The following is a 23,454-nucleotide window of genomic DNA, read 5'->3' on the forward strand; positions in this document are numbered from 1 at the left end:
ATGCGAGCCCTCCCCGTGCTCGCGGTCGTCGCCCTCCTCGTCGTCGCCGGGTGTACCGGCCCGACGACCCCGACGGACGCGCCGACCGCGACCGACGACGCGACCGAACCGGAAGCGGATAGCGACGCGACGACCGCCACGTCGACGACCGACGCGCCCTCGCAGGCCGACGAGACGTCGACGAGCGCCGACCCGACCGACGACGGCGATGGCGTGCCCGACCCCGAATCGCTGGCCGTGAACGACACCGAGACGTTCCGGAACCTCACCGCGATGCTCGGCGTGGACGCCGACAAGCCGACGCTCGGCACGCGGAACCTCAGTCAGTACTTCCGGTCGCGAGACACCCCGCGGAAGGTCCTCCTGGGCCTCGAGGAGTTCGTGAAGCATCCCGAGGACGACCCGCACGGGCTCGCGACCGGTGACGGTCGCATCTACGTCCAGCCGGCGGGTGCGTCGCCCGCGGTCGTCGAACAGGTCGTGGTGCACGAGCAGTTCCACAGCGTCCAGTTCCAGCAGGGGTGGACTGCGCCCAGTAGCCCCGTCACGACCGACGGCCGGCTCGCCGTCGGCGGCGCCGTCGAGGGCGCCTCGGTGTGGATTGCGGGCGAGTACACGGAGCGCTATCAGCGCGACGGCGTCGAGCGACAGGTGCGGATGGTGCGCGAGGCGGTCGTGGACGGCCCGGACGGCTGGCGGGTGTTCCGCGCACCGTACTACTTCGGGGCGCGCTGGACCGAGCACCACCTCGACGACCCCGCGAACGTCTCCTGGGTGTACGCGAACCCGCCCGAGACCACCGAACAGCTCATGCACAACCTCACCGCGAGCGAGGAGCCCGTGCGGCCGATAGCGGTCGCGGTCGAGGGCGAGGGCTGGTTCGAGAGCGCGGGCGACCGATTGGGCGAGGCGTACGTGTGGGCGACGCTCCGCGGGGAACTCGACGCGAACGCGTCCGCGACCGCGGCCGCCGGCTGGGGCGGCGACGAACTCCGGATGGTCTCCGGGCCCGGCGGGGAGACGCGGAACCTGACGTGGGCGATGCGCTGGGACACCACCGGGGACGCCGACGAGTTCGCGGCGGCGTTCGACGACTGGCGGGGCGAGCGGGACGTGAACGCCTCCTTCCGGCTCGTTCGCGTGAACGAGACGGTGACGCTCCTGCTCGCCGGCGACCGCGCGTTCGTCGACGCGGCGGTCGTGTCGATGGGCGACGGGAACACCGTCGTCGTCGAGCGGTCGACGACCGGGAATCGCACCGCTGCCGGACTCGCGGCCGCGTCGACCCGGGGGAAGGCCTAAGCGGCACGTCCGCGTCGTAGATCCATGTCATCGAATCGACGCGTCGTCGGCGTGCTGGTCGCCGCGGCGCTGGTCGCGCTCGCGGGCTGTTCGACCGCGGGCGTCGACACGCCGACGTTCGCCCCGACGACCACCGACTCCGCTGCACCGGCGACGACCACGGCTGGCGACGACACGTACGCGCTCGGCGAGCGCGTCGAACTCGACCAGGACAACGCGACCGTTGAGGTCCGGGTCGTCGACTACGAGTTCGTGGAGTCGTACGAGCGCGCGACCGACGACGGCGGGACGGAGACCGTGACGGCGCCTGCCGGCGAGCAGTTCCTGTTCGTGAAGGTCGGCGTCGAGCACGTCGACGGCGGGGCGACCGCGACGCCGTCCGCCGGCGTGCGTCCGTTCAACGAGTCCGTCGACGGCCCCGATAGCCTCCCCGCGTCCTACGAGGACGGCGTCTATCGGAGCGTCCGCGAACTCACCGTCGGCGCGACGTCGACCGGCTGGATCGCCGTCCAGGTCGACGCGGACGTCACCGCGAGCGACGTCCGCGTCGCGTTCTCGCCGGACGTCCTCGTCACGGAGGACGAGTACGCGTGGACGCTCGTCGACGACGAAGACTGACGGGGCCGTTCAGCCGGCGAGTTCCGCGATGGCGGCGTCGAGCGCGCGGTAGCGGGTGTCGCCGTCCCGGGTCTCGAGTTCGACTTCGCCGGTGTCGGCGTAGTGGTTCCCGAGCACGACCTTCGTGGGGACGCCGAGGAGGTCGCTCTCCGCGAACCGCTCGCCGATGGTCTGGTCGCGGTCGTCGAACAGCAGGCAGTCGACGCCCGCGGCCTCGAGTTCGTCGTGCACGCGGTCGGCCGCCCGTCTCACGTCGCCCTCGTACGCGAGGGGGACGACCGCGACCTCGTAGGGCGCGACCGTCCCGCGGTCGGTGACGGGCCAGCGACAGCCATCCGCGTCGGCGTGCTGGAGGCAGAGCGTCTGCACGATCCGCGTGATGCCGATGCCGTAGCTCCCCATCTCGACGCGAGCGCGGTCGCCGTCAGCGGTGTCGACCGCGAGGTTCATCGCGTCCGAGTAGTGCGTGCCGAGCTGGAAGACGTGCCCGACCTCGACGCCCTCGGTCGCGGCGAGCGCGCCGCCGCAGTCGGGGCAGACGCCGCTCGTTCCCCCGCGGTCGGTTCCGTCGACGGCCTCGCCGTCTTCGCGCCGGTACGCGCCGAACTCGGGGTGTTCGTCCGTCACGCCGAACCGGCAGTCGTCGCGCTCGCAGGCGACGAGGTCGAGCGTCCCGTCTTCGTCGACGGGCGCGACGAACTCCTCGCTCGCGCTCCCGCCCATCACGGAGTTGTCGGCGTCGCAGACGACCACGTCCAGCCCGAGCGCGTCGAAGATGCGACAGTACGCGGCGCGGACCTCGCGGTACGTCTCCCGCAATCCCGCTTCGGTCGCGTGCAGGCTGTACGCGTCCTTCATCGTGAACTCCTTCGTCCGCAAGAGCCCGTTTCGCGCGTGGTCGTCGCGGTGCTTCGACTCGATCTGGTAGACGAGCAGGGGGAGGTCGTCGTACGACCGGACGACGCCGTCGACGAGGTGGACGACGCCCTCCTCGTGACTGGGCGCGAGACACATCTCGACGCCGTCGCGGTTCTCCAGGCGGAACATCTCGCCCTCGAAGCTCCCCCAGCGACCGCTCTCCTCCCACACGTCGCGGTAGTTGAGCTGGGGGAGACTCACGCGCTGCCCGCCGATGGCGTCCATCTCCGCGGCGACCACGTCGATTATCTTCTGGCGAACGCGCTCGCCGGTGGGCGCGAACCCGTAGAGGCCGCTCCCGAACTGGCGGACGAGCCCCGCCCGAACCGCGAGTCGGACGTCGTCGCGTTCTTCGCCGCGGTCCTCCCGGCTCGTCGCCAGGAACGCGTCGCTACGACGCACCCCGACCACCTCCGAGAACGACACCCGTTCGACGTCGGCCAGCGCGGCCGCTATCGAGTGATTCGACTACACAGAACAGCAGGTTCTCAGTACGTTCGCGGAACCCAGCCGCGAGCCACACCGGACTCGCGGTTGCCACCACGAACGCTCAGCGTTCGACACATAGCACCCGAAACGAGGACACCACCGATCAAATAGGTGTCGGTGGCATGTCACGCCATCTCGAGGTTTACACGAGACGTAAACCCAGCCGCGGTGGCGGTTGCTGTGCGGTGGCGGTCGCGGTTGCTGTGCGGTCGCGGTGGCGGTTGCGGTTGTGGTCGCGGCGCGGTCGCCGCCAGCGCACCTATACCGAGCGCGAGCGACCGGAGGGAGCGACGCGCTCGGGAGGTTTTTCACCCATGTTTTTCCAAGGAGCGGTGTGTGAGCGCAGCGAGCACACCCGACGCCGGAAAAAGATGGTCGCTTAGTCGTCGTCGGTTGCGGGCGCGGTGGTGGTGTTGTTGCTGTTCAGTTCGATGTCGGGGGCGTCGACGTCGAGTTCGTCGAGGGCGACTTCGGCGGCTTTCTTGCCGGAGACGAGCATGGCGCCGAAGGTGGGGCCCATGCGGGGGAGGCCGTAGGCGGTGGCGACGGCCATGCCGGAGGCGACGAGGCCGTCGTGGACGAGGCCGGTGTGTTCGACGACTTGGTCTTCGCTCTGGCCGACCCACATGGAGTCGTGGCCGGGGGAGTCGTGGCCGGGGGCGCCGTAGGAGTCGGCGTCCGAGGAGTCCATGACTTGGCCGCGTTCGTTCGCGGCTTCGATGCCGGGGGCTTCGAGGACGCCGCGTTCGTCGAGCTTGTTGATGGCCATGGCGTCGTGGCCGGTGGAGTCGATGACGAGGTCGGCTTCGACGGCGACGGGGTCGACGCACGTGATCTCGCGGGGGAGGGCGTGGACGGGCGTGTAGTTCATGACGATGCCGGCGACGCGGTGGTCTTCGCGGACGACGATGTCCGTGAATTCGGTCATGTTCTGGATCTTCGCGCCGGCGTCGCACGTGGCTTTGATGAGCGAGGACGCGGCGTGTGGGCCGTTGGCGACGTAGAGGTCGTCGGTGTCGCGCGCGGCGTCGTAGGGGACGTCGAGTTCGTCGAAGACCTTCTGGGCGGGGTCGCGGACGGTGACCTTGTTCATGAGGAAGCCGCCGAGCCAGAAGCCGCCGCCGAGGTAGTTGTTCTTCTCGACGACCATGACGTCGACGTCGCGTTCGGCGAGTTCTTTCGCGGCCATGAGGCCGGAGGGCCCGCCGCCGACGACGATGACGTCGGTGTCAGAGTAGTCGAGGAACTCGTCGCTCCATTCCTGGCCGATGGCCTGGGTTACCTGTGCTTCGCCGACGTCGCTGAACGAATCGAAGTCCTTCATACCACCTAGTGATATACTCGGGTGGTAGAAATGGGTTTCGGTACGCGCGGCTCCCGAATCGACGACATCGAAAAGGCCCACGGGCCGGTACCGAACGAAACCCTCCGGAACCGGCGGCCTGACGGCCGCCGGATGCTAACCGAGTCGATTCACTCCACGCTCCGGATGCCAACCGAACCCACCCGGAACCGGCGGCCTGACGGCCGCCGGATGCGAACCGAGTCGATTCACTCCACGGTCCGGATCGCCTCCAGGAGCTCGCGGCGGTACCGACCCGGCTCGACGTCGACGCCGCCGACGGGGCGCGTGACGTACGCGCCGCCGGCGAGCGAGACGTCGCCCGCGTCGTGCCAGACGCCGAGCCAGCCCTCGCAGTCCACGCGCGCCCCGTTCACCGGCACGGCCGCGTCGTACTGCCGGAGCGCCACGCGAACGCCCTCGTCGGTCCGCGTCCGGTCACGACGCCCCCGGGACACCGTCTCGAACCCGCGCTCGCGGAGGTCCGCCGCGAACTCGCGCTCCGCAGCCTCTCGGACCGTCGGGAACACCGACGCCACCCCAGCGCCCGGCGGCAGCGGCGGCTCGAACGCCAGATGCGTCGCGAACGCGAACCGAACCGGCTGGTCGACAGCGCCATCCGTCGCCTCGCGGACCGCGTCCCGCAGGTCCGCGTCCTCGTGGACGACCGTGTGCCCGCGGACGCGCATCGTCGGCAGCGAGAAGACCACCGACTCCTCGTCGTTCACCTCCCGCCAGTTCCCCGGCAGCGACAGCGTCGGCTTCTCGGGCATACACCACGATACGAGCCCCGCCGTGAAAACGATACGGCGGCGTCGAGCCGACGGACGGCCAACCAGCCGCGGGGGTAGTCAGGCGATGTAGCGGAGCGTCGACCGCACTGGTAGTCAGGCGATGTAGCGGAGCGTGGACCCGTGCTCGCTCTCGCTGTACCGTTCGCGGTCCGGCCAGTTCGCGAGCGTCGACGGCGTCGCCTCCACGGCCGCCTGCAGTCGGTTCGTCGTGACCTCGGCGTTCTCGCGGAGTGCGGCGCGCGCGGCGTTCCCCGCGGCGAGTTTGAGGTCCGCGATGGCGTACCCGGTCGCGGCCGCTGCGACGCGCTCGCAGTCGAGCGTCGGCGCGGCGAGCGCGTCGTCGACCGCCGCGTCGAGCGCCGCGGCGCGCGTCTCCGCGTCCGGGGGCGGGACCTCGACGCGCTCGTCGAACGCCGCGGCGTGCAGGACCGCGTCGTCGACGTCGCTCAGGAGGTGCGTCGCGCCGAGGACGAGCACGTCGTGGTCGACGATGGTGCGAAGCTCCATCGTCAACTGGTCGTGCAGTCGGCGCTCCGCGGCGCTCCCGCGGCCGCGGTCCGCGGCCGCGAGCGTGTCCAGGTCGTCGAGGAAGAGCACGCTCGGTGCGTTCGCCTTCGCGAGCGCGAACGCGTCCGCGACGTCCTCCGCGGGCGACCCCGGCCAGTCAGTGACGAGTTTCGACGGCGTCACCGACAGGAACGGCACGTCGAGCTCGCCGGCGACCGCGCGAGCGAGGTACGTCTTCCCGCAGCCTGGCGGGCCGAACAGGAGCGCGCCGTCGAGCCCCGGGATACCGTGGCGGTCGTAGACGTCCGCGCTCGCGACCGGGTGGACGACGCGGTCGTCGAGCTCGCGCGTCGTTCCCGTCATCCCCGGGACCGCCTCGAAGTCCCGCGCGACCTCGGTGTCGACGACGTCCGTGGCGGGAAGGGCAACGTCACCGGGCACCGAGAGGTCGCCGGCGCGGCTCGGCGGCGTGCCGACGTCGTACTCGTCGAGCCAGTCGCCGATGCTCGTCTCGAGGTCGTCGACGGCCGCGAGCAAGTGGTCGGTCCCGACGGGCGCGTCCGCGTCGAGCGCGGCGCGTGCGGCCTCCTCGACGGCGAGCTCCAGGTCGCTCGCCGCGAACCCAGCCGACTGCCGGACGACCGGCCCGAGGTCGAGGTCGTCGCTCGTCGGTCGCCCGCGCAGGTGGACGTCGAGTATCTCTCTTCGAGCGTCAGCGTCCGGCGGCCCGACCTCGACGTGCTTGTCGAACCGCCCCGACCGGAGGATGGCGTCGTCGACGTCCTGCACGTGATTCGTCGCCGCGACGACGACGACGTCCTCGTCGGCCGCGTCCTCCAGTTCGACGAGCAACTGGTTTACCATCTGCTGTTCGGTGTTCGTCATCTGCCTATCGCGGTCGCCCGCCACCGCGTCCAGTTCGTCGACGAACACCACGCAGGGCTTGTTCGCCTTCGCGACCGCGAACACGTCCGCGACGTTGTCCGCGGCCTCCCCGACCCACTTGCTGGAGAGGTCCGCGGGCGTCACCGCACCGAACGCCCGGTCGAGCTCGCCGGCGAGCGCTCGCGCGAGGTACGTCTTCCCACAACCGGGCGGGCCGTGCAGGAGCACGCCGTTGACTGCCCCGAGCCCGTACTCCTCGTAGCGCTCCGGGGTCGCGAGCGGCGCGAGCACGCCCTCCTCGAGTTCCGCCTTCAGGTCGTGCATCCCACCGACGTCCTCGAAGCGCCGGTCGGGCGCCGCGTCGAACGCCGACGCCGTCGCGTCGCTCACGCCGTCCGGCGTCCGAACGTCGCCAGGCTGGGACGCACCGTCGCCGGACGTCGAGCCGTCGCCCTCGGCCGTTTGGTCGCCAGCACCGACGACGTCGCCGAGTGAGCCGTCGCTCGACTCGCTGTCCACGCTGGCGTCCTCCCCGCCACCGTGACCGAGCGGGTCGACGCGTCGGTACTCGTCGCCGTGCTCGTCGACGACGAGGTGCGCGACCCACGGGTGTCGGCTGACGCGTCGGTCGTCGACGCGCACGCCGAGCAGCCACGTCTCGTCCTCGCCCTTCGCGGTGTACTCGACGCACCAGAACGGCAGGTAGACCCGCGAGACGTCCACGACGCCCTCGAAGCCCTCGGGGTCGAGGTCGCTCGGGAACCCGAGGCGGTCCGCGATGGCGTCGGCGACGCGACCGCTCGTCTCGTCGCTCGCGCTCGCTCGCCGCTGCCACTCGTCGGCGCGCTCGCGGAACGCGCGCTCGGCGTCCCCGTCGTCGACCTGGTAGGACAGCGGCATCGCGGTGCCCGCACGACCGTCGGTACCGAGGTCCAGCCGGGACGCGTCCAGCGGTTCGGGCTCGTGGACGGTCTCTCGGTACCGCGCCAGTTCGCGCTCGCTATCGCCCTCGCGGCCGTCGAGGACCGCGACCGCCGTCCGCCGGTCGCCGTCCCCATCCGCGCCGTCGGACTCGCTCCCCGCCTCGGACCCGTACGCGTACTCGACGCGGTACGCGGGATAGAGCACGCGCCGCAGTCGCCGGACGCGCTTGTTCTCGAACCACGAATCCAGCCCCGTGAGCGCGTCGTACGCGCGACCGGGGTCGTCGAGTCGGCGGTCGACCGCGTCCGCCGCCAGGTCCGTCACCGCGACCGCACCTCCCGTTCGCCCGATTCGATATGCATCTCTATCCACCGAACTATTGTCTACAAACTAACGCCTTTCGGCTTCCATGGTCCTCCCGCACGCGGCCGCCAGCACGCCGGCCGCGACCGCACCCGCCACCGTCGAGACCGCGCCGCTCCGTCAGTCGATGCTGCCGTCGCCGCCGTCGCGGATGCGGGCCTCGGCGTCCGCGAGCGCCGCCTCCGCGTCGAACGCGTCGACGATATCGCGCAACTCGTCGTCGGTCGCGTCCGCGAGGTCGCGGGCGTGCCGCGTCACGTTCGGTATCGCACGCACCACGTTGTCGATGACCGGAACCGCCGCGGTCTGTGGCGAGCGAGACATCGGGTTCAGGTCCACGACGACGTTCGTCTTCCCCATCGCCGACAGCGCCTCCGCGCGGTCGCCGTCCTCGAGCGGAACGAGCACGACGTCCGCGTCGTAGATGCCGTCCGCGTCCACCTTCGCGCGCTCGTGGGACAACCCCGGGATGCGTGCGTCCGCCGCCAGCCCCTTCACGTCCGTCGCGCCGTGGGCCTCCAGGTGCTCGACGATGGCGCGCATCCGCTCCTCGGTCCGATTGAAGAGGTTCACCTCCAGGTCCGCGCCCACCACGTCGGCGAGCTCGACGAGTTCGCCCGGACACAACGCGGCGACGTTCCCGTTCACCGACAGCACCGCGTGCTCGGCGAGCAGGAGGTGCGCCGCCGCGACGCGCTCCGCTTCGTCAGCACTCGGCGTCGTCTCCTCGCCGAGCAGGTAATCGAACGCCTCGCCGCGCCCCTGCGCGATGAGTCCCTGCTGGCTCGTGATGCCCTTCGCCACCCCGTCCTCGATGCGGTGCCGCGTCAACAACGACTCGTACCGCGGATGATCCTCCGGCACGTCCACCTCGCTCATACCACTCCTCGACGGTGAACGCGTGAAAAAATGTCGGAACCGCCGCGAGTACGGGTCGACCCCGCGAAGCCGGTCAGACGCGCTGTCGTTCGGCGAAGTTCACCCAGCCGTCCGGCGCGGTGGCCTTCACCGTGTTCATCGCCTCGCGCGCCTCGACGCGCGTCTCGTAGACCTGCGTGCTCGTCGCCATCGGGTCGCCGTTGTCGTCGACGAGCTTCCACCGCCAGCCGTCGTCCTCGGCGTGCAGCTCGAACGCCGCGGAATCTATCTCGAGGATGCTCGCACCGCCGATGAGTTCGCGGACGTCGTCCAACGCTTCACGAGCGGCGCGCTCGCTCGGGTACGACGTCGCGCCCTCCGTGACGACCGTCCGGCCGTCGTCGAGGAGCCGCCAGCGCCACGACGGCGCGTCGCCCTCGTCCTCGGGGTACACCTCGAAGCTCGCCACGCCGAAGTCGACCTCGCCGGCCTCCGGCGCGAGCCGCTGCACGCGCTCCAGCTGGTCGACGACCTCCGAGCTCGACCGCCGGGCTTCGGGACCGGTCGCGAGCGACTCCCGGTCGGCCGACAGCAACTCCCACTGCCAGCCGTCGTCGTCCTGCGTCACCCACATCGCGGCGTCCTGCACGAACACCGGCGCGTCCGACGCGTCCACGCGGAGGTCCTCCACGACCCCCCGGACCGCGTCCTCGGTCTCGTAGGACTGCTCGCCGTCCGCGAGCACGTCGCGGTCGCGGTCCAGGAGCTTGAACCGCCACTCGTCGGTCTCCTGGAGCTGCACCGACAGCTCGCCGACCGTGAACACCGACGCGACCGCCGCGTCGTCGCGCAGCTCCGACACCGACTGGTGGAGGTCGTCGCGCGTCGGATGCGCCGTCGCCGACACCGCCACCGTCCGGTTCTCCGGGAGCACGAACCGCCACCGCCAGTCCTCGCCGTCCGTGTACGTCTGGAACGCCGGCGCGTCCATCGTCCGAACGTCCGCGTGGAGGTCCGACGTCAGTTCGTTCATCGCCTCGCGCGCACCAGCCCGGGAATCGTGCACGTGCGGGTCCTCCGCGATGAGCTTCCCGGCCTCGTCGATGAGCCGCCACCCCCAGCCGCCGCGGTCGTCGTCCCGGAACAACTCGAACGCGGCGGTGTCGATCTCGATGATGTCCGCGTCCGGCGCCTTCTCCTTCAGCGTGAACATCGCCTCCGTCGCCTCGCCGCGCGAGTCGTGCTCCGCCCCCGAGTCCGCCATCACGGCGCCGTCCTCGTCGATGAGCCGCCACCGCCACTCGCCGGTCTCGGCCTCGTACACCTGGAACGCCGCCTCGTCGAACTCGATGAGGTCCGCCTCCGCGGCCTGGCTTCGAACGCGCTCGATTCCCTCGCGCGCCGCCTCGTCGGAGTCGTGCGGTTCCGTGCTGTCCGCGACGACCGACCGGTCCTCGGTGACGAGCCGCCAGTGCCACTCCTCGCTCTCGGCCGTCGACCCGGCCCCGGGGTACGTCTCGTACGCCGCCCCGTCCACGTCGACGACGTCCGCGTCCGTCGCCCCGGACTTGAGTTCGCGCGCCTCCCCCTCCGCGCTCGCACGGTCCGCGCGCGGCTCCGGGTGGCGCGCGATGACGTCGTCCGCGTCGTCGACCAGCCGCCACTCCCACGCGTCGTCGTCCTCGTACACCTCGTACGTCGGGTCGCCCGCGACCGTCGTCCCCGCGTCCCCGAGGTCGTCGAGCACGCGTTCGGCCGCGGCCTCCGCCGACCGTCGCCCGTCGAACGCATCCCGGGACGTCACGAGTTCGCGCTGCTCGGGGTCGACGATACGCCACCGCCAGCCGTCACCGGCCTCGTAGAGTTCCACGCCGAACGACTCGACGACGATGGTGCGGCCAGCCGCGAGCAGGTCGCCCGCGCGCTCGGCCTCGTCGACCGACGACGACCGACTGTTCGCCGCCGCCACGCCCGACGCCAACGGCCGGCGGTCGTCGTCCAGCAGCTCCCAGTGCCAGCCGTCGTCGTCCTGCCGATAGTTGAACGCCGCCCCCTCGATGTCGACGACCTCCGCGGTCGGCGCACGGTCCTTCAGGAAGCTCACGTCGCCCTCCGCGCCGTCGCGCGCGTCGAACTCGCCGTGACTCTCCGCGACGACGCTCCCGTCGTCGCGCATCAGCATCCACCGCCAGCCCTCGGCCGCGTTCTCGTACAGCCGGAACGCAGCGGTCGTGATCTCCAGCAGTCGCGCGTTCCCGATCTGTTCCTTGAGCGCGTCGATCGCGTCCTCGGCGTCCGGGCGCGTCTTCGCGCTCCCGGTCGCCGCCGCCATCGCCTCCTCGTGCACGACGTTCCACGTCCAGTCGCCGGCGTCGTCGCGATGCACCGCGAACATCGCGTCCTCCTCGGCCTCGCCGAGCATGATAGGTGGATGCTCGTCGATGCCCTCGTTCTCCACGAGCATCGCGCGCTCCCCGGTCAACACCGGAACGAGCGCGGTGATCCCCGCAAGAGCGCCACAGCCGACCGCGTACACCGCCATCACCGCGGGATTCCCCTGATTCGGCGCCCAACTACCGGGGTACGCGAGCACGAACCACGTCACGCCACCGAGCGCGACGGCGAGCCCGACGACGCTCGCCTGGATACCGCGCTGTCGCACCGGCAACAGGAGCACGATTCCGAACAACGCTACCGCGAGCCCGGTCGACGCGATGGTTATCGATATCTCGCGAAGGAGGAACTGTTGCCCCGACGCCTGCGCGGGCCCGAGGATGTAGATGAGGACGCCGAGCATCCCAGAGAGGTACCCCACGATGAACACCCAGTACCCGTAGACGTCCTTCGCCGAGTCCGCCTCACCCACGTACTGCTCGTACAACCGGAACAGGCTGTTATTGACGCCCTGAAGTCCAGACATTGACTAACACACTTGGCCAGAAGGACTATCAACCGTAATAATATTCGGATACTAATCGCTAGTGGTTATTCTTCGATGAGAACACGTTCGTGTTCGTGCGTGCATCGACCCCGAACCGATTGCAGCGGCCGTCAGCGCAGCGTCGCGCCCGCCGGATGCGAGCGCGTCACGACCGGGTCGTAGCCCGCGTCCGAAAGTCCCGTCCCGAGCGCGAACACGGTGTCGCCGAGCATCGCCATCGACGCCTCCCCGTCGACGTCGTTCACGTCCAGTATCGCCTCCCGAACGCGGTCCGTGAGCAGCCCCGCCTCCCTGGCGAACGCTCGCGACGCGTACACGAACGACCGGAGCGTCGGCTCGCCGACGACTCGCGACAGCGCCGTCTTCCCCGCCTGACTCAACTGGTCGGTGTTCCCCGCGAGCACCTCCTCCGTCGACACCTCGCCGAAGGAGACGTACTCGACGCGCGCCGGTGCCGGAATCGCGTCCAGGAGGTTGTGCTGTGGCCCGCCCGGCTCCAGGCGGATGGGGACGCCACCTTTCGCCTGCGCGACCACGTCACCCAGGCCGGTCCCCGACTGGACCTCCGCGCCGTGCGCGATGGTCACGAGCTCGTTCTCCGAGAGCCGCCGGTCGAACGCGCGGTTCGCCGCCAGCGCCGCGCCGAGCGCCATCGCACCGGACACGCCGAAGCCCGCCCCGAGCGGGAGGTCCGTCTCCGCGGACACCGTCGCCTCGACCTGGAGCGCGTCCAGTACGCGCCCGACCGGCTCGACGTCGATCGTGCTGTCGTTCAGGTACACGGTCGTCTCCGACGCCGGCCGTACCGTCACGTCCACGCCCTCCGCGAGCGTCACCCCCGCACCACGCGACCCGGCCTTCGTCGGGTCGTCGTCCGGATGCGAACTGAAGAACCCCGTGACGTGCCCCGGGACGAACGCCGTCGCTTCCTCGCCCATACCACCGACACCTCGCCCGCGGTTCAAGGACCTATCGTCTCGCGCCCGTCTTCGGACTGCCGAGCGCCAGGTACGCGACCAGTCCCGCCGGCCCCGTACACAGCACCGTCATCCCCCACTTCGCGGCCGACCCCGGGCCCGCCGCGGACGCCTCGCGAACCACCCACGCGGCGACACCCGACCACGCCACGATGACGACCACCGCCAGCACGAACAACACGGTAACGAGTTCCATACCGCCACGCACGAGGTCGTTCCACAAAAACACACGTGAAATAAACCTGGAATGCTGTGAAAGCAAGTTCACTCCGAAGCAACAGCCACCACGGCCCACACACCGAACACCTCCGAAAGAACCACTCGCTCCGCTCGATAGTCCCGCTCGCCTGTCAGCCGCCCTATGGGCTGAGCCGCTGACGGTCACCGCGAGACGCGTCAGCGTCTCGCTGGCTCGCCACGTCTTCGCGCTCACGGCTCCCTTCGGTCGCCGTTCGCGTTTCCGAGGTCGCTCCGCGACCTCGCTCCCTACGGACTCAGACGCTGGCGATTCGGCGAGACCTTCGGTCTCGCCGACCGACAACGTTCTCCCCTACGGGGAGAGCCGTTGTCGACTGAGCGAGAGGCGCTGACGCGCCACTCGCATGCTCCCAGGGTCTCGCCCTCCGGGCTCGACCACTGGGAATCACGCGGGAACGCGGTCGCGAATCGAAGATTCGCTCCCTGCTCCCGTTCGCCTGTCAGCGGCTCCGCCCTATGGGCTGAGCCGCTGACGGTCTCGCGGGAACAGAACGGCCTCGCGGATGTTCCCGAGGCCGAGCATCGTCATGACGAGGCGCTCCGCGCCCAGGCCCCAGCCGGCGTGCGGCGGCATGCCGTACTTGAACATCTTCGTGTAGTACTCGAACTCGTCGGGGTCCAGGCCCTGCTGTTCGAAGCCTTCGACGAGCGGGTCGTAGCGGTGCTCGCGCTGGCCGCCGGAGACGAGCTCCATCGACGGATGCATGAGGTCGAACCCGGTCGACGTCTCCGCGTCGTCGTCGTAATCCTTGATGTAGAACGGCTTGATCTCGCTCGGCCAATCCATGATGAAGTAGTGACTCCCGATCTCCTCGCCGAGCGCGCGCTCCGCTTCGGTGGAGAGGTCGTCGCCGTACACCAGGCGCTCGTCGAGCTCGCCCGTCGCGTTGATGCGGTCGAGCGCCTCCTCGTACGTCAAGCGCGGGAACCCGCCCTCGGGTACCTCGAACGCGTCCGCCATGTCGAGCGCTTCGAGCTGCTCGGCGCAGTTCTCGTTCACGGCCTCGTACGCGGCGACGACGATGCCCTCGACGACGTCCATCGCGTCCTCGTGGTCGCAGAACGTCCCCTCGAAGTCGATGGAGGTCGCCTCGTTCAGGTGCCGGGGCGTGTTGTGCTCCTCAGCACGGAAGATCGGGCCGATCTCGAACACGCGCTCCAGGCCACTGCCCGCCATCAACTGCTTGAACAGCTGCGGGCTCTGGTTCATGAACGCCTCCTCGCCGAAGTACGAGATCGGGAACAGCTCCGTGCCACCCTCGGTCCCCGTCGCGACGATCTTCGGCGTGTTGATCTCCGTGCAACCGACCGAGCGGAAGTACTCGCGTGCGGCACGCAGGACTTCCGCGCGGATCTCGAAGATCGCCTTCACTTCGGGCTTCCGGAGGTCGAGCGTTCGGTTGTCGAGCCGCGTCGGAAGCTCCGCGTCGACCTTCCCGCTCGGGTCCAGCGGCAGTTCCGTGTCCGCGGGTGCGACGAGCTCGAACTCCTCGGGGACGAGCTCCACGTCCGTCGGCGCACGCGGCTCCTCCTTCACGTCACCCGTGAAGGAGACGACGCTCTCGCGAGCGACGTCGAGCGCGCTCTCGACGAGCTCCTCGTCCATCTCGTCCTTCTCTATCTTCACCTGGAGCTTCCCCGTCTTGTCGCGAACGATCAGGAACGCGATGCCACCGAGGTCTCGGACCTCGTGCACCCAGCCCGCAATCGTCGCCGACTCGCCAGGTGTCACGTCCGCCGTGTACGTCCGGTTCTCGAAACTCATACCTACTCGTTCCCGAGGGTGGCAAATAAAGACAGTCTTTCGTCGGTACGCGCCGTGCTCACACGCGACGACCGGGGCGTTCGGGGGAGCGTCCGACGGTCACTCCTCGCTCGCCGCGTCCTCGTCGTCGGGGGCGGCCGTGACGACGACCGACTCGATGCGCGCCCCGTCGACCGCCGTCACCTCGATGTCGAACCCGCCAGTCCGGACGGTGTCGCCGACCGCCGGCGGGTGACCGAGCCGGTCGAAGACCAGGCCGCCGATGGTTCCGTACGCGCCCACCTCGAACTCCGAATCGAGGGCGTCGTTGACCTCGGGAATCGGCGCCGACCCGCCCGCGACGTACGCGCCGTCGTCGCGACGACGGATCTCCCGCTCGGCGGTTTCGTCGTCGAAGTCGTCCCGTATCTCGCCGACGACCACCTCGACGGCGTCCTCGACGGTCGCGATACCGGCGAGCGACCCGTACTCGTCGACGACCGCGGCCATCTGTCGCTGCTGGGACTGGAACTCGCCGAGGAGGTCGTCGACGCCCATCGTCTCCGGGACCACGGGCATCTCGCGAGCGACCTCGCCCACCGTCACCGACCCGCTCGCGTCGGCGTCACCGGCACGCAGGACGTCCTTCACGTCGACGTACCCGACGGTCTCGTCGCCCGTCTCGGCGTCCACGACCGGGTACCGCGTGTGGCCGTGTTCGACGACGAGCGACCGCACCGCCGACAGCGGCGCGTCGGCCGGCACGGAGACCACGTCCGGGCGCGGCACCATCACCGACCGCGCGGTGACGTCGTCGAGGTCGAACACGCGCTCGATCATCTCGACCTCGCCGGCGTCCACGTGGCCCTTGTCGCCCGACCGCGCGAGCACCATCCGGATCTCCTCTTCGGAGAGCGTCTCCTCGGTCTCCGACGCCGGCGGCACCCCGATGAGGCTCGTGAACCAGTTCGCCGTCCCGTTGAACACGTACAGCCCCGGGAGGAACACGTAGTAGAAGAGCTTCATCGGCGGCGCGCAGAGGATCGCGATCCGTTCGGCGTCCGCGATGGCGAGCGTCTTCGGTGCGAGCTCGCCGAAGACGACGTGGAGGAACGTCACGACGCTGAACCCGATGACGACCGCGATGAGGTGCGTCGTCTCCGCCGGAAGCACCGACCCGAACAGTGGCTCCAGGAGCGCGGCGACCGCGGGCTCCCCGATCCACCCGAGGCTCAGGGACGCGACCGTGATACCGAGCTGGGTCGCCGCGAGGTAGTCGTCGAGGTGCTCGAGAGCGTCCTGGAGGACACCCGCCCCCGCGCGTCCCTCCTCGACCATCTGGTCGACGGACGTCGACCGCACGCGGACGAACGCGAACTCCGACGCCACGAAGAACCCGTTGAGGACCACGAGGAACAACGCCGCCGCGAGCCGCCCGAGCGAGAACAGGAGCTCTACCATCGACTCACCCGACACCGCGTCGCAGCAGTTCGATGCAGTACCTGCACTGCTTCCACCGGAGAGCGCATCATGCGCCGCGATACGATACCACCCTATTAAGGGATGGTGCTGTCAGTTCGCGGCGACTATCTGCCGGCCAGGCGTCTTCGGTGCCGTCGACCGTCTTAGGCGTCTTTCGCGCCGTTGACGGTCTCCGTGACCGCGTCGACGCCGTGGTCGTGGACGAGGTCGCCGACGACGACGACGTCCGCGTGTTCGCCCATTGTCTTCGCGGACTCGTAGTCGTGGATACCGCCGCCGTAGAAGAGCGTGGACTCCTCGAGCGCGTCCTGGGCCGCCCGAACCTTCTCGGGATCACCGAGCGTCCCCGAGTACTCGACGTACACGACGTCCTGGCCGAACATCTGCTCGGCGACCTCCGCGTACGCGGCGACGTCGTCCGCGGCGAGGTCACAGTCCGCGTCCGTGTACTCGGCCACGCTCGCTTCGGGGTTCATCACGATGTACGCCTCCGTCGTCGTCTTCTCCCAGTTCATCCCGTTCTCGATACGCACCCACTCCTTGTGCGCGCCCGTCACCCAGAACACGTCCCCCGCGTTGAACACCACGGGCACGAGGTAGCCGTCGAGCGCCGGCGTATCCACCACGACGCTCGGATTCGACGGCTCCTGATAGATCGGGATATCGTACTCCGCGGCCGCCTCGATGTACGACACCATCTTCTCCTCGGTCATCCCGAGCGTCCCACCGATCTCGAGCGCGTCGGTCCCACACGCCGCCACGTCGGCGAACGTGTCGTCCTCGTACAACTCCTTGTCCGGGTCCAGTTTCAGGACGTGCTCCCAGTCCGCCCACGGCTCGCTCATACCCCCAGAAGTCCCGCGCGAGCGTAAAGCACCTTCGGAACGACGAACGACTGGCTGCCCGGCGAATCAGGCCTTCGCTTGCCAGGTCCGGACCTGGTCGGGGCTGACGCCGTCGACGCTGCCCGCGACCTGGTCGGGGTCGGCGTCCGCGAGCGCGTCCAGGCTCTCGATGCCGGCGGCAGCGAGCTTCTCGGCGGTCTTCGCGCCGATACCGTCGACGGCTTCGAGACCGGTCCCGGACTCGGACTCGCGCTCCTGGTACTCGCGGTAGTTACAGATCGGGCACCCGAGCTCCCAGGGGTCGTCGTCGTCCTCGCCGTCGCGGATCTCGATGTGCGGGAGGTCGTGTTCCTCGCAGCGCTCGTCGGTGATCTCGACGTCGCCGCGGCGCGGCAGCGGGAGCGAGTACTCGCACTCGGGATAGCGCGTGCAGCCGACGAGCCGCGAGCCCGCTTCGAGCGTCTTCACCGCGAGCTCGCCGCCGTGTTCGTCGCCGCAGTCCGGACAGTCGCCGATGACGGGGCCTTCGCCCGCGGCTTCGCTCGCGCAGAGCGGGCAGCCGTGGACGAACGTCTGGCGGCCCGCGAGCATCTTCACCTCGCGGAGCCCGTGCTCGTCGCACTCGCGGTCCAGCAGGAGCGGTTTCCCCTGGCTCGGGAGCGGGAGCGTGTACTCGCAGTCCGGATAGCCGTCGCAGCCGACGAAGTAACTGCCGCGACGCGACCGCCGGAGGAGGAGCGCGTGCCCGCTCTCCGGGCACTCGCCGAGGGTCTTGTCCGCCTTCAGGGACTCCTGGAGGTGCGTCCCGATCTCCTCCTGTTTCGCGCGGAGGTTCTCGAACACGGATTCGAGCATCTCGCGTGACTCGTCGGTGACGTCCTCGAGCGTCGCTTCGCCCGCGGCGATGGCGTCCATGTCCTGCTCGAGTTGTGCGGTCATCTCCTCGCTGACGACGCGGTCCGCGTACTCCTCCGCGGCCTCCACCACGGCCTTCGCGAGCGCGGTCGGCACCGGCGGGTCGTTCTCGACGTACCCGCGGTCGTAGAGCTTCTCGATGGTCTCGTGGCGCGTCGCCTTCGTCCCGATACCCATGTCCTCCATCGTCTCGATGAGGCGGGACTGGCCGTAGCGCCGCGGCGGCTGGGTCTGCTTCGCTTCCAGCCGCGGGTCGGTGAGCGCGAGTTCGTCGTCGACGCTCACGTCCGGCACGTAGTTCTCGCTCGTCGAGTAGTACGGATAGACGTCGTGGTAGCCGGCCTCGACGAGGCGCTTCCCGTTCGCCTTCAGGTTGTGGTCGGCGGCGTCCGCGACGACCTTGAGGTGCTCCCACTCCGCGGGCTCGGCGACCGTCGCGTAGAACCGGCGGACGACGAGCTCGTACACCTCCCACTCGTCGTCGTCCACGTCGCTCCCCCGAACCGGAATCTCGCCGGTCGGATGGATGGGCGGGTGGTCGGTCGTCTCCTCGTCGCCCTCCGTCGGCGCGAGCTCCTCGGCTTCGAGCAGGTTCTCGGCGCTCTCACCGAGTTCGCTGTGCCCGACGAACTCGTCGAGGAGTTCTTCGGGGTCGAGGTCCTCCGGGTAGACGGTGTTGTCGGTGCGGGGATACGTGATGAACCCCGCGGTGTAGAGGTCCTCGGCGATGCTCATCGCGCGCTTGGCGGCGTACCCGAGGCTGCTGGCGGCACGGATGAACTGCGTGGTGTTGAACGGCGCGGGCGGGTCGTCGATGCGCGTCCGCCGGTCGACGTCCGTGACCGTCGCCGACGCCGCCGACTGGAGCGCCTCCAGGACCGCGTCCGCTTCGTCCTCGTCGAGGACGCGCTCGGCCTCGTTCCCGTCCTCGTCCAGGTAGTAGTACTGCGCTTCGAAGGACTCGTCGTCGGTCGCGAGCTCCGCGAACAGCTCCCAGTAGTCCTCGGGGTCGAACGCCTCGATCTCGCGTTCCCGGTCGACGATGAGTCGGAGCGTCGGCGACTGCACGCGTCCGACGCTGATGAAGTCGTCACCGAGCTGGCGCGCCGACAGGGAGAGGAATCGCGTGAGCGCCGCCCCCCAGACGAGGTCGATTATCTGGCGGGCTTCGCCCGCGGCGGCGAGGTCGAAGTCGATGTCGTCCGGTTCGGCGAACGCCTCGGTGACCTCGCGGTCCGTGATGGAGGAGAACCGCACGCGCTTGATGGGGACGTCGTCGTTGACGTCCCGCACGATCTCGTACGCTTCCTTCCCGATGAGCTCGCCCTCGCGGTCGTAGTCGGTCGCGATGGTGACGACGTCCGCGCGCCGGGCGAGCAGTCGGAGCGTCGCGACGATGTTCTGCTTCGTCGGCGTCTTCTCGACTGACGCGTCGATGAGCTCGTGCGGTTCGACGTCCCGCCAGTCGCTGTACTCGGGCGGGAAGTCCACGCCGACGACGTGCCCGCTCAGGCCGACGCAGCGCTTGCCGCCCCACTCGTAGACGTTCACGTCGTTCTCTCGCGTGGCGGTCGCGCTCTCGCCACTGAGGATGTCCGCGATGCGTCTCGCGGCGTTGTCCTTCTCGGTGACGATTAACTCCATGCCTCACCCCCAGAGGTCCGGGTCGCTGTCATTGAGCGTGGATACGGCGGAGGCCCGTTTCAACGTTTCGGGGCGACGAAATCGCCAGACTGCGACGACCCAAGGCGGGGGCGTGCGAGCGTGCTCGACTGCGCCCGCGCCGACGCGTGCTCACGCGAGCGGACGCGCACACCAACGTGTGTGAGAGGGGAAGTCCCACGGCGTGTGTGTGCCTGAGAGGGGGACTCCCACGGCGTGTCCGAGGTGGGTTCTCGGCTTACGCGACGAGGTCGACGTCGGTGAACGCGAACCGCGCGCCGCCGCCGTCGCTCTCCTCGACGGTGACCGTCCAGTCGTGGGCGTCCGCGACCGCCTTCACGATGGCGAGCCCGAACCCGGTGCCGTCGTCGCCCGAGTATCCCTGCTCGAACACCGATCCTCGCTCGCTCGCGGGGATACCGGTGCCGTCGTCCGCGATGAAGAACCCCCTGTCGTCGTCGGTGAGCGTACCGACGCGCACGTGTAGCTCGCCGTCGTCAGCGCCCCCGTCAGCGCTCTCCAGGGGTTCGGCGCCGTCGGCAGCCGCGACGTCGCCGTGTTCGACGCTGTCGTCGGACTGCGTCCGACTGCTCGTGGAGCCATGCTCCACGCTGTTCCCGGACGACGTCCGGGAGCCAGTCGAACCGTGTTCGACGCTGTTCGCGAACAGGTTCTCGAACAGTTGCCGGAGTCGGCTCTCGTCTGCGCGGATCGCTGCGCCACCGGTCGTGACCGAGAGCGTGGCGTTGCCGGTGTCGACGCCCGCCCAGGCTTCGCGTGCGACCGTCTCCAGGTCGAGGAGTTCCCGGTCCTGTGCGGCCGCACCTTGCTGGGCGAGCGCGAGCAGGTCTTGGATGAGGTCGTCCATCCGCTCCAGTGCGTTCTCGACGGCGTTCAGGTCCTCGTCGTCGTATCGCTCCGCCAGGAGCTCCGTGTACGTCATCGCGACCGAGAGCGGATGTCGGAGGTCGTGACTGACGACGCCCGTGAACGCTTCCAGGCGCTCGTTCTGCGCTTCCAGGCGGTCGGTCGCCTCTCGGAGTCGCGCTTCGCGCTCGCGCTGAAGCGTGATGTCGGTGTATATCGCGTACCCCCGCATCAGGTCGCCCTCGACGAGCGGGACGTCCCGCAGCAGGAACTCGCGGTCGCCTTCGGTCGTCGACCGACGAACCTCCGTGTCGAGGTGCTCGCCGTCCGCGATGCGGTCGTTCAACTCCGCGGCCTCGTCGCGCAGGTCGTCGGGGACGATGTACTCGTCGACGACGTCCCCGCGGACCGTCCGCGCGTCGTACCCGAACACGTCCTCGAACGCCGGGTTCACGTCCAACGCGACCGGGTCGTCGCCGTCGAGCTCGTAGAATACGGTCGGTTCGGGGATGTTCTCGAACAGCGCCGCGAACCGGTCGCGTTCCGCGCGCAACGCCGCCGCCTGCTCGTTCGCTCGCGACCGCGTCCGCGCCGCCGTCACCGCACGCACGATGCGGTCGCAGAGCACGTCGACCGAGCCGCTGTCGGTCGCCGGAACGACGTCCGTGTACCCGGTCGCGAGCGCTTCCAGGAGCGAGCACGTCTCCTCGACGGGCCCGTACGCGAGACACGGCAGTAACTCGTCGCGGACGCGAACCGCCGCCAGGAACTCGCCGGCGTCCGCGTCGTTCACGGGCCCGGTTCGAACCACGCAATCGACGTCGTCGAGCGCGGCGAGCGCTGCCGTCCGGTCGCTCGCCACCTCGACCGACGCCTCCGTCGCCGAACCGAGCCGTGACTCGAGACGCCTCGCGAGCTCGTCGTCCCCACCGACGACGAGTATCGCGACGGGTTCGCCCACCACGCCCGCGTCAGACTCGACCCCGGACCCCCCGTTCATCAGTACCTACGACGAGAGCGAATGAGAAAGCGTTGTTGGCAACCGCCCCGGCGCCGACCTGGACTAGCAAGCCGATTGCCGCACCGCGTCGGGTCGTTACTCGTCGAGCGCCGCGCGGAGCTTCTGGTTCACCGTCCCCGGGTCCGCGCTCCCGCCGGTCTTCCCCATCACTTGCCCGACGAGGAAGTTGATCGCGCCGTCGTCGCCGTCCTCGTAGTCCGCGACCGCGTCGGGGTTCTCCTCGATCGCTTCCGTAACTGCCGCCGCGACCGCGTCGTCGTCGGTCTTCCCGAGGTCCTCGCGCTCGACGATGTCGTCGGGTGCGTCGCCGTCGTCGAGCATCCCGCGGAGCACGACCTCCTTCGCGTTCTTCGCGGTGATGTCGTCCGCGGCAACCAGTTCGACGAGGCGCTTGACCTCGTCGAGGCGGTCGTCGACGTCCGTCACCGCCATGTCGCGGTAGTTGAGTTCGCCGAGGAGTTCGTCGGCGACCCACGTCGCCGCCAGGTCCGCGTCGTACTCCGCGGCGACGTCCTCGTAGAAGTCCGCGACCTGCTTCGTCGACGTCAGCTTCGACGCCGCTTCGTCGCTCAACCCGTACTCGTCCTGGAAGCGCTCGCGTCGCGCGTCCGGGAGCTCCGGGATCGAGATCTCGTCCTTCCAGTGGCTCACCTGGAGCGGCGGCAGGTCCGCCTCCTCGAAGTACCGGTAGTCCTTCTCCTCCTCCTTCGACCGCATCGACACCGTCGACCCGTGCGTCTCGTTGAAGTGCCGGGTCTCCTGCTCGACGGCGCGCCCGCGCCGCATCAGGTCCTTCTGGCGGCCTTCCTCGTACTGGAGCGCGGTCTCGGCGCCCTTGTGACTCGAGATGTTCTTCACTTCGGTGCGGTTCGCCGCGCCCAGCACGTCCTCGCTGATGGTGCCGTCGTCGTCGACCTCGTCGCTCGGGACGAGCGAGAGGTTCGCGTCGATACGCAGGCTGCCGTCGCGGCTCGCGTCGAACACGCCGAGGTACTCGAGGACCTCCTCGAGTTTCTCGAGGAACGCGCGCGTCTCCTCGGGCTCGCGGAAGTCCGGTTTCGTCACGATCTCCATCAGGGGCGTGCCGGCGCGGTTGTAGTTCACGAGCGTGTAGTCGGCGTTGTCGATGTTCCCGCCGACGTGCTGGAGACTCCCCGGGTCCTCCTCGAGGTGCGCGCGCCGGATGCCGACGGTGCGGCGCTCCCCGCCGACGCTGATCTCGAGTTCACCGTCAGCGCACACGGGTTCGTCGTACTGCGTGATCTGGAAGTTCTTCGGGAGGTCGGGGTAGAAGTAGTTCTTCCGGTGGAACCGCGTCTCCTCCGGGATGTCCGCGTCGATCGCCTTCCCGACCTTCACCGCGGCCTCCACCGCCGCCTCGTTCAGCACCGGGAGCGCGCCCGGGAGTCCGAGACACACCGGGCACGTCTGCGTGTTCGGGTCGTCGGTCGGCTCCGTCGGACACCCGCAGAAGATCTTCGTGTCCGTCTCCAGCTGGACGTGGACCTCCAGCCCGATGACCGTCGTCAGGTCCGCGTTCTCCGCACTCTGGGCACTCATTGCGCGCTGATTCGGCTCGCGGTGGTTAAAGACTAACGAACACCCCCGATGGTCGGCAGGCGTCGCAACCACGACCCCCTCGGCAAGCGACGACCCCGCACGCAAGCGGCCGACCACCACACAACCCAGAGGTTTACAGCAGACGTAAACCTCCGCCGACGAACTCGCCGTCCCTCAGTCGC

The 23,454-nt window shown here is 69.4% G+C and carries 16 protein-coding genes; 2 read left to right on the forward strand and 14 right to left on the reverse strand.

Going from position 1 to position 23,454, the window contains the following annotated elements; translation table 11 throughout:
- Both ACZ48X_RS17665 and ACZ48X_RS17670 read left to right on the forward strand, forming a co-directional pair.
- A complete protein-coding gene (locus ACZ48X_RS17665; RefSeq protein ID WP_336348445.1) occupies positions 1-1,302 on the forward strand; it encodes a hypothetical protein in 1,302 nt (433 codons plus the stop codon).
- 24 nt (positions 1,303-1,326) lie between these two features.
- On the forward strand, positions 1,327-1,920 hold the full coding sequence (locus ACZ48X_RS17670; protein ID WP_336348444.1) for a hypothetical protein: 594 nt from the start codon (positions 1,327-1,329) through the stop codon (positions 1,918-1,920).
- A gap of 9 nt (positions 1,921-1,929) precedes the next feature.
- Here ACZ48X_RS17670 and ACZ48X_RS17675 read toward each other — a convergent pair whose 3' ends face one another.
- The 14 genes from ACZ48X_RS17675 to gatB all read right to left on the reverse strand — a co-directional run bounded on the left by ACZ48X_RS17675 (position 1,930) and on the right by gatB (position 23,272).
- Positions 1,930-3,240, reverse strand: coding sequence for an aminoacyl--tRNA ligase-related protein (locus ACZ48X_RS17675; RefSeq protein ID WP_336348443.1), 1,311 nt, complete (start codon positions 3,238-3,240; stop codon positions 1,930-1,932).
- A 466-nt stretch (positions 3,241-3,706) separates the two neighbouring features.
- Positions 3,707-4,651 carry a sulfide-dependent adenosine diphosphate thiazole synthase gene (locus ACZ48X_RS17680; RefSeq protein WP_336348442.1) on the reverse strand — a complete coding sequence of 315 codons (945 nt, stop codon included), beginning with the start codon at positions 4,649-4,651 and terminating at the stop codon, positions 3,707-3,709.
- Between the two features lie 227 nt (positions 4,652-4,878).
- The gene (locus ACZ48X_RS17685) at positions 4,879-5,442 is read right to left on the reverse strand and encodes a DUF6517 family protein (protein ID WP_336348441.1); all 564 of its coding nucleotides are present in this window, start codon (positions 5,440-5,442) and stop codon (positions 4,879-4,881) included.
- A gap of 114 nt (positions 5,443-5,556) precedes the next feature.
- Positions 5,557-8,103, reverse strand: coding sequence for an ATP-binding protein (locus ACZ48X_RS17690; RefSeq protein WP_336348440.1), 2,547 nt, complete (start codon positions 8,101-8,103; stop codon positions 5,557-5,559).
- Between the two features lie 159 nt (positions 8,104-8,262).
- Entirely contained in the window at positions 8,263-9,021 is a 759-nt protein-coding gene (locus ACZ48X_RS17695) for a 4-phosphopantoate--beta-alanine ligase (protein WP_336348439.1), read from the reverse strand.
- Between the two features lie 73 nt (positions 9,022-9,094).
- Positions 9,095-11,920 (reverse strand): DUF1508 domain-containing protein, encoded by a 2,826-nt coding sequence (locus ACZ48X_RS17700; RefSeq protein ID WP_336348438.1) that lies wholly within the window; start codon positions 11,918-11,920, stop codon positions 9,095-9,097.
- Positions 11,921-12,051: 131 nt separating this feature from the next.
- Positions 12,052-12,879 carry a pantoate kinase gene (locus tag ACZ48X_RS17705; protein ID WP_336348437.1) on the reverse strand — a complete coding sequence of 276 codons (828 nt, stop codon included), beginning with the start codon at positions 12,877-12,879 and terminating at the stop codon, positions 12,052-12,054.
- 31 nt (positions 12,880-12,910) lie between these two features.
- Entirely contained in the window at positions 12,911-13,114 is a 204-nt protein-coding gene (locus ACZ48X_RS17710) for a hypothetical protein (protein ID WP_336348436.1), read from the reverse strand.
- Between the two features lie 516 nt (positions 13,115-13,630).
- Positions 13,631-14,941 (reverse strand): aspartate--tRNA(Asn) ligase, encoded by a 1,311-nt coding sequence (aspS, locus tag ACZ48X_RS17715; RefSeq protein ID WP_336348435.1) that lies wholly within the window; start codon positions 14,939-14,941, stop codon positions 13,631-13,633.
- A gap of 99 nt (positions 14,942-15,040) precedes the next feature.
- Positions 15,041-16,381 carry a hemolysin family protein gene (locus ACZ48X_RS17720; RefSeq protein WP_336348434.1) on the reverse strand — a complete coding sequence of 447 codons (1,341 nt, stop codon included), beginning with the start codon at positions 16,379-16,381 and terminating at the stop codon, positions 15,041-15,043.
- A 164-nt stretch (positions 16,382-16,545) separates the two neighbouring features.
- The gene (locus tag ACZ48X_RS17725; protein WP_336348433.1) at positions 16,546-17,247 is read right to left on the reverse strand and encodes a phosphoglycerol geranylgeranyltransferase; all 702 of its coding nucleotides are present in this window, start codon (positions 17,245-17,247) and stop codon (positions 16,546-16,548) included.
- 66 nt (positions 17,248-17,313) lie between these two features.
- Positions 17,314-19,806, reverse strand: coding sequence for a DNA topoisomerase I (locus ACZ48X_RS17730; protein WP_336348432.1), 2,493 nt, complete (start codon positions 19,804-19,806; stop codon positions 17,314-17,316).
- Positions 19,807-20,062: 256 nt separating this feature from the next.
- Positions 20,063-21,691, reverse strand: a complete 1,629-nt coding sequence (locus tag ACZ48X_RS17735) for a receiver/sensor box histidine kinase (RefSeq protein WP_336348431.1) — start codon at positions 21,689-21,691, stop codon at positions 20,063-20,065.
- Positions 21,692-21,787: 96 nt separating this feature from the next.
- On the reverse strand, positions 21,788-23,272 hold the full coding sequence (gatB, locus tag ACZ48X_RS17740) for an Asp-tRNA(Asn)/Glu-tRNA(Gln) amidotransferase subunit GatB (RefSeq protein ID WP_336348430.1): 1,485 nt from the start codon (positions 23,270-23,272) through the stop codon (positions 21,788-21,790).
- Between the last annotated feature and the right edge of the window lie 182 nt (positions 23,273-23,454).

It is taken from the genome of Halorubellus litoreus (assembly GCF_055378595.1).

What these genes read in the sequence shown, in the direction of transcription:
- ACZ48X_RS17665 (WP_336348445.1), top strand. Translation starts at nt 1, where the DNA reads ATGCGAGCCCTCCCCGTGCTCGCGGTCGTCGCCCTCCTCGTCGTCGCC.
- ACZ48X_RS17670 (WP_336348444.1), top strand. Translation starts at nt 1,327, where the DNA reads ATGTCATCGAATCGACGCGTCGTCGGCGTGCTGGTCGCCGCGGCGCTG.
- ACZ48X_RS17680 (WP_336348442.1), bottom strand. Translation starts at nt 4,651, where the DNA reads ATGAAGGACTTCGATTCGTTCAGCGACGTCGGCGAAGCACAGGTAACC.
- ACZ48X_RS17685 (WP_336348441.1), bottom strand. Translation starts at nt 5,442, where the DNA reads ATGCCCGAGAAGCCGACGCTGTCGCTGCCGGGGAACTGGCGGGAGGTG.
- ACZ48X_RS17695 (WP_336348439.1), bottom strand. Translation starts at nt 9,021, where the DNA reads ATGAGCGAGGTGGACGTGCCGGAGGATCATCCGCGGTACGAGTCGTTG.
- ACZ48X_RS17700 (WP_336348438.1), bottom strand. Translation starts at nt 11,920, where the DNA reads ATGTCTGGACTTCAGGGCGTCAATAACAGCCTGTTCCGGTTGTACGAG.
- ACZ48X_RS17705 (WP_336348437.1), bottom strand. Translation starts at nt 12,879, where the DNA reads ATGGGCGAGGAAGCGACGGCGTTCGTCCCGGGGCACGTCACGGGGTTC.
- ACZ48X_RS17710 (WP_336348436.1), bottom strand. Translation starts at nt 13,114, where the DNA reads ATGGAACTCGTTACCGTGTTGTTCGTGCTGGCGGTGGTCGTCATCGTG.
- aspS (WP_336348435.1), bottom strand. Translation starts at nt 14,941, where the DNA reads ATGAGTTTCGAGAACCGGACGTACACGGCGGACGTGACACCTGGCGAG.
- ACZ48X_RS17720 (WP_336348434.1), bottom strand. Translation starts at nt 16,381, where the DNA reads ATGGTAGAGCTCCTGTTCTCGCTCGGGCGGCTCGCGGCGGCGTTGTTC.
- ACZ48X_RS17725 (WP_336348433.1), bottom strand. Translation starts at nt 17,247, where the DNA reads ATGAGCGAGCCGTGGGCGGACTGGGAGCACGTCCTGAAACTGGACCCG.
- ACZ48X_RS17730 (WP_336348432.1), bottom strand. Translation starts at nt 19,806, where the DNA reads ATGGAGTTAATCGTCACCGAGAAGGACAACGCCGCGAGACGCATCGCG.
- ACZ48X_RS17735 (WP_336348431.1), bottom strand. Translation starts at nt 21,691, where the DNA reads ATGAACGGGGGGTCCGGGGTCGAGTCTGACGCGGGCGTGGTGGGCGAA.
- gatB (WP_336348430.1), bottom strand. Translation starts at nt 23,272, where the DNA reads ATGAGTGCCCAGAGTGCGGAGAACGCGGACCTGACGACGGTCATCGGG.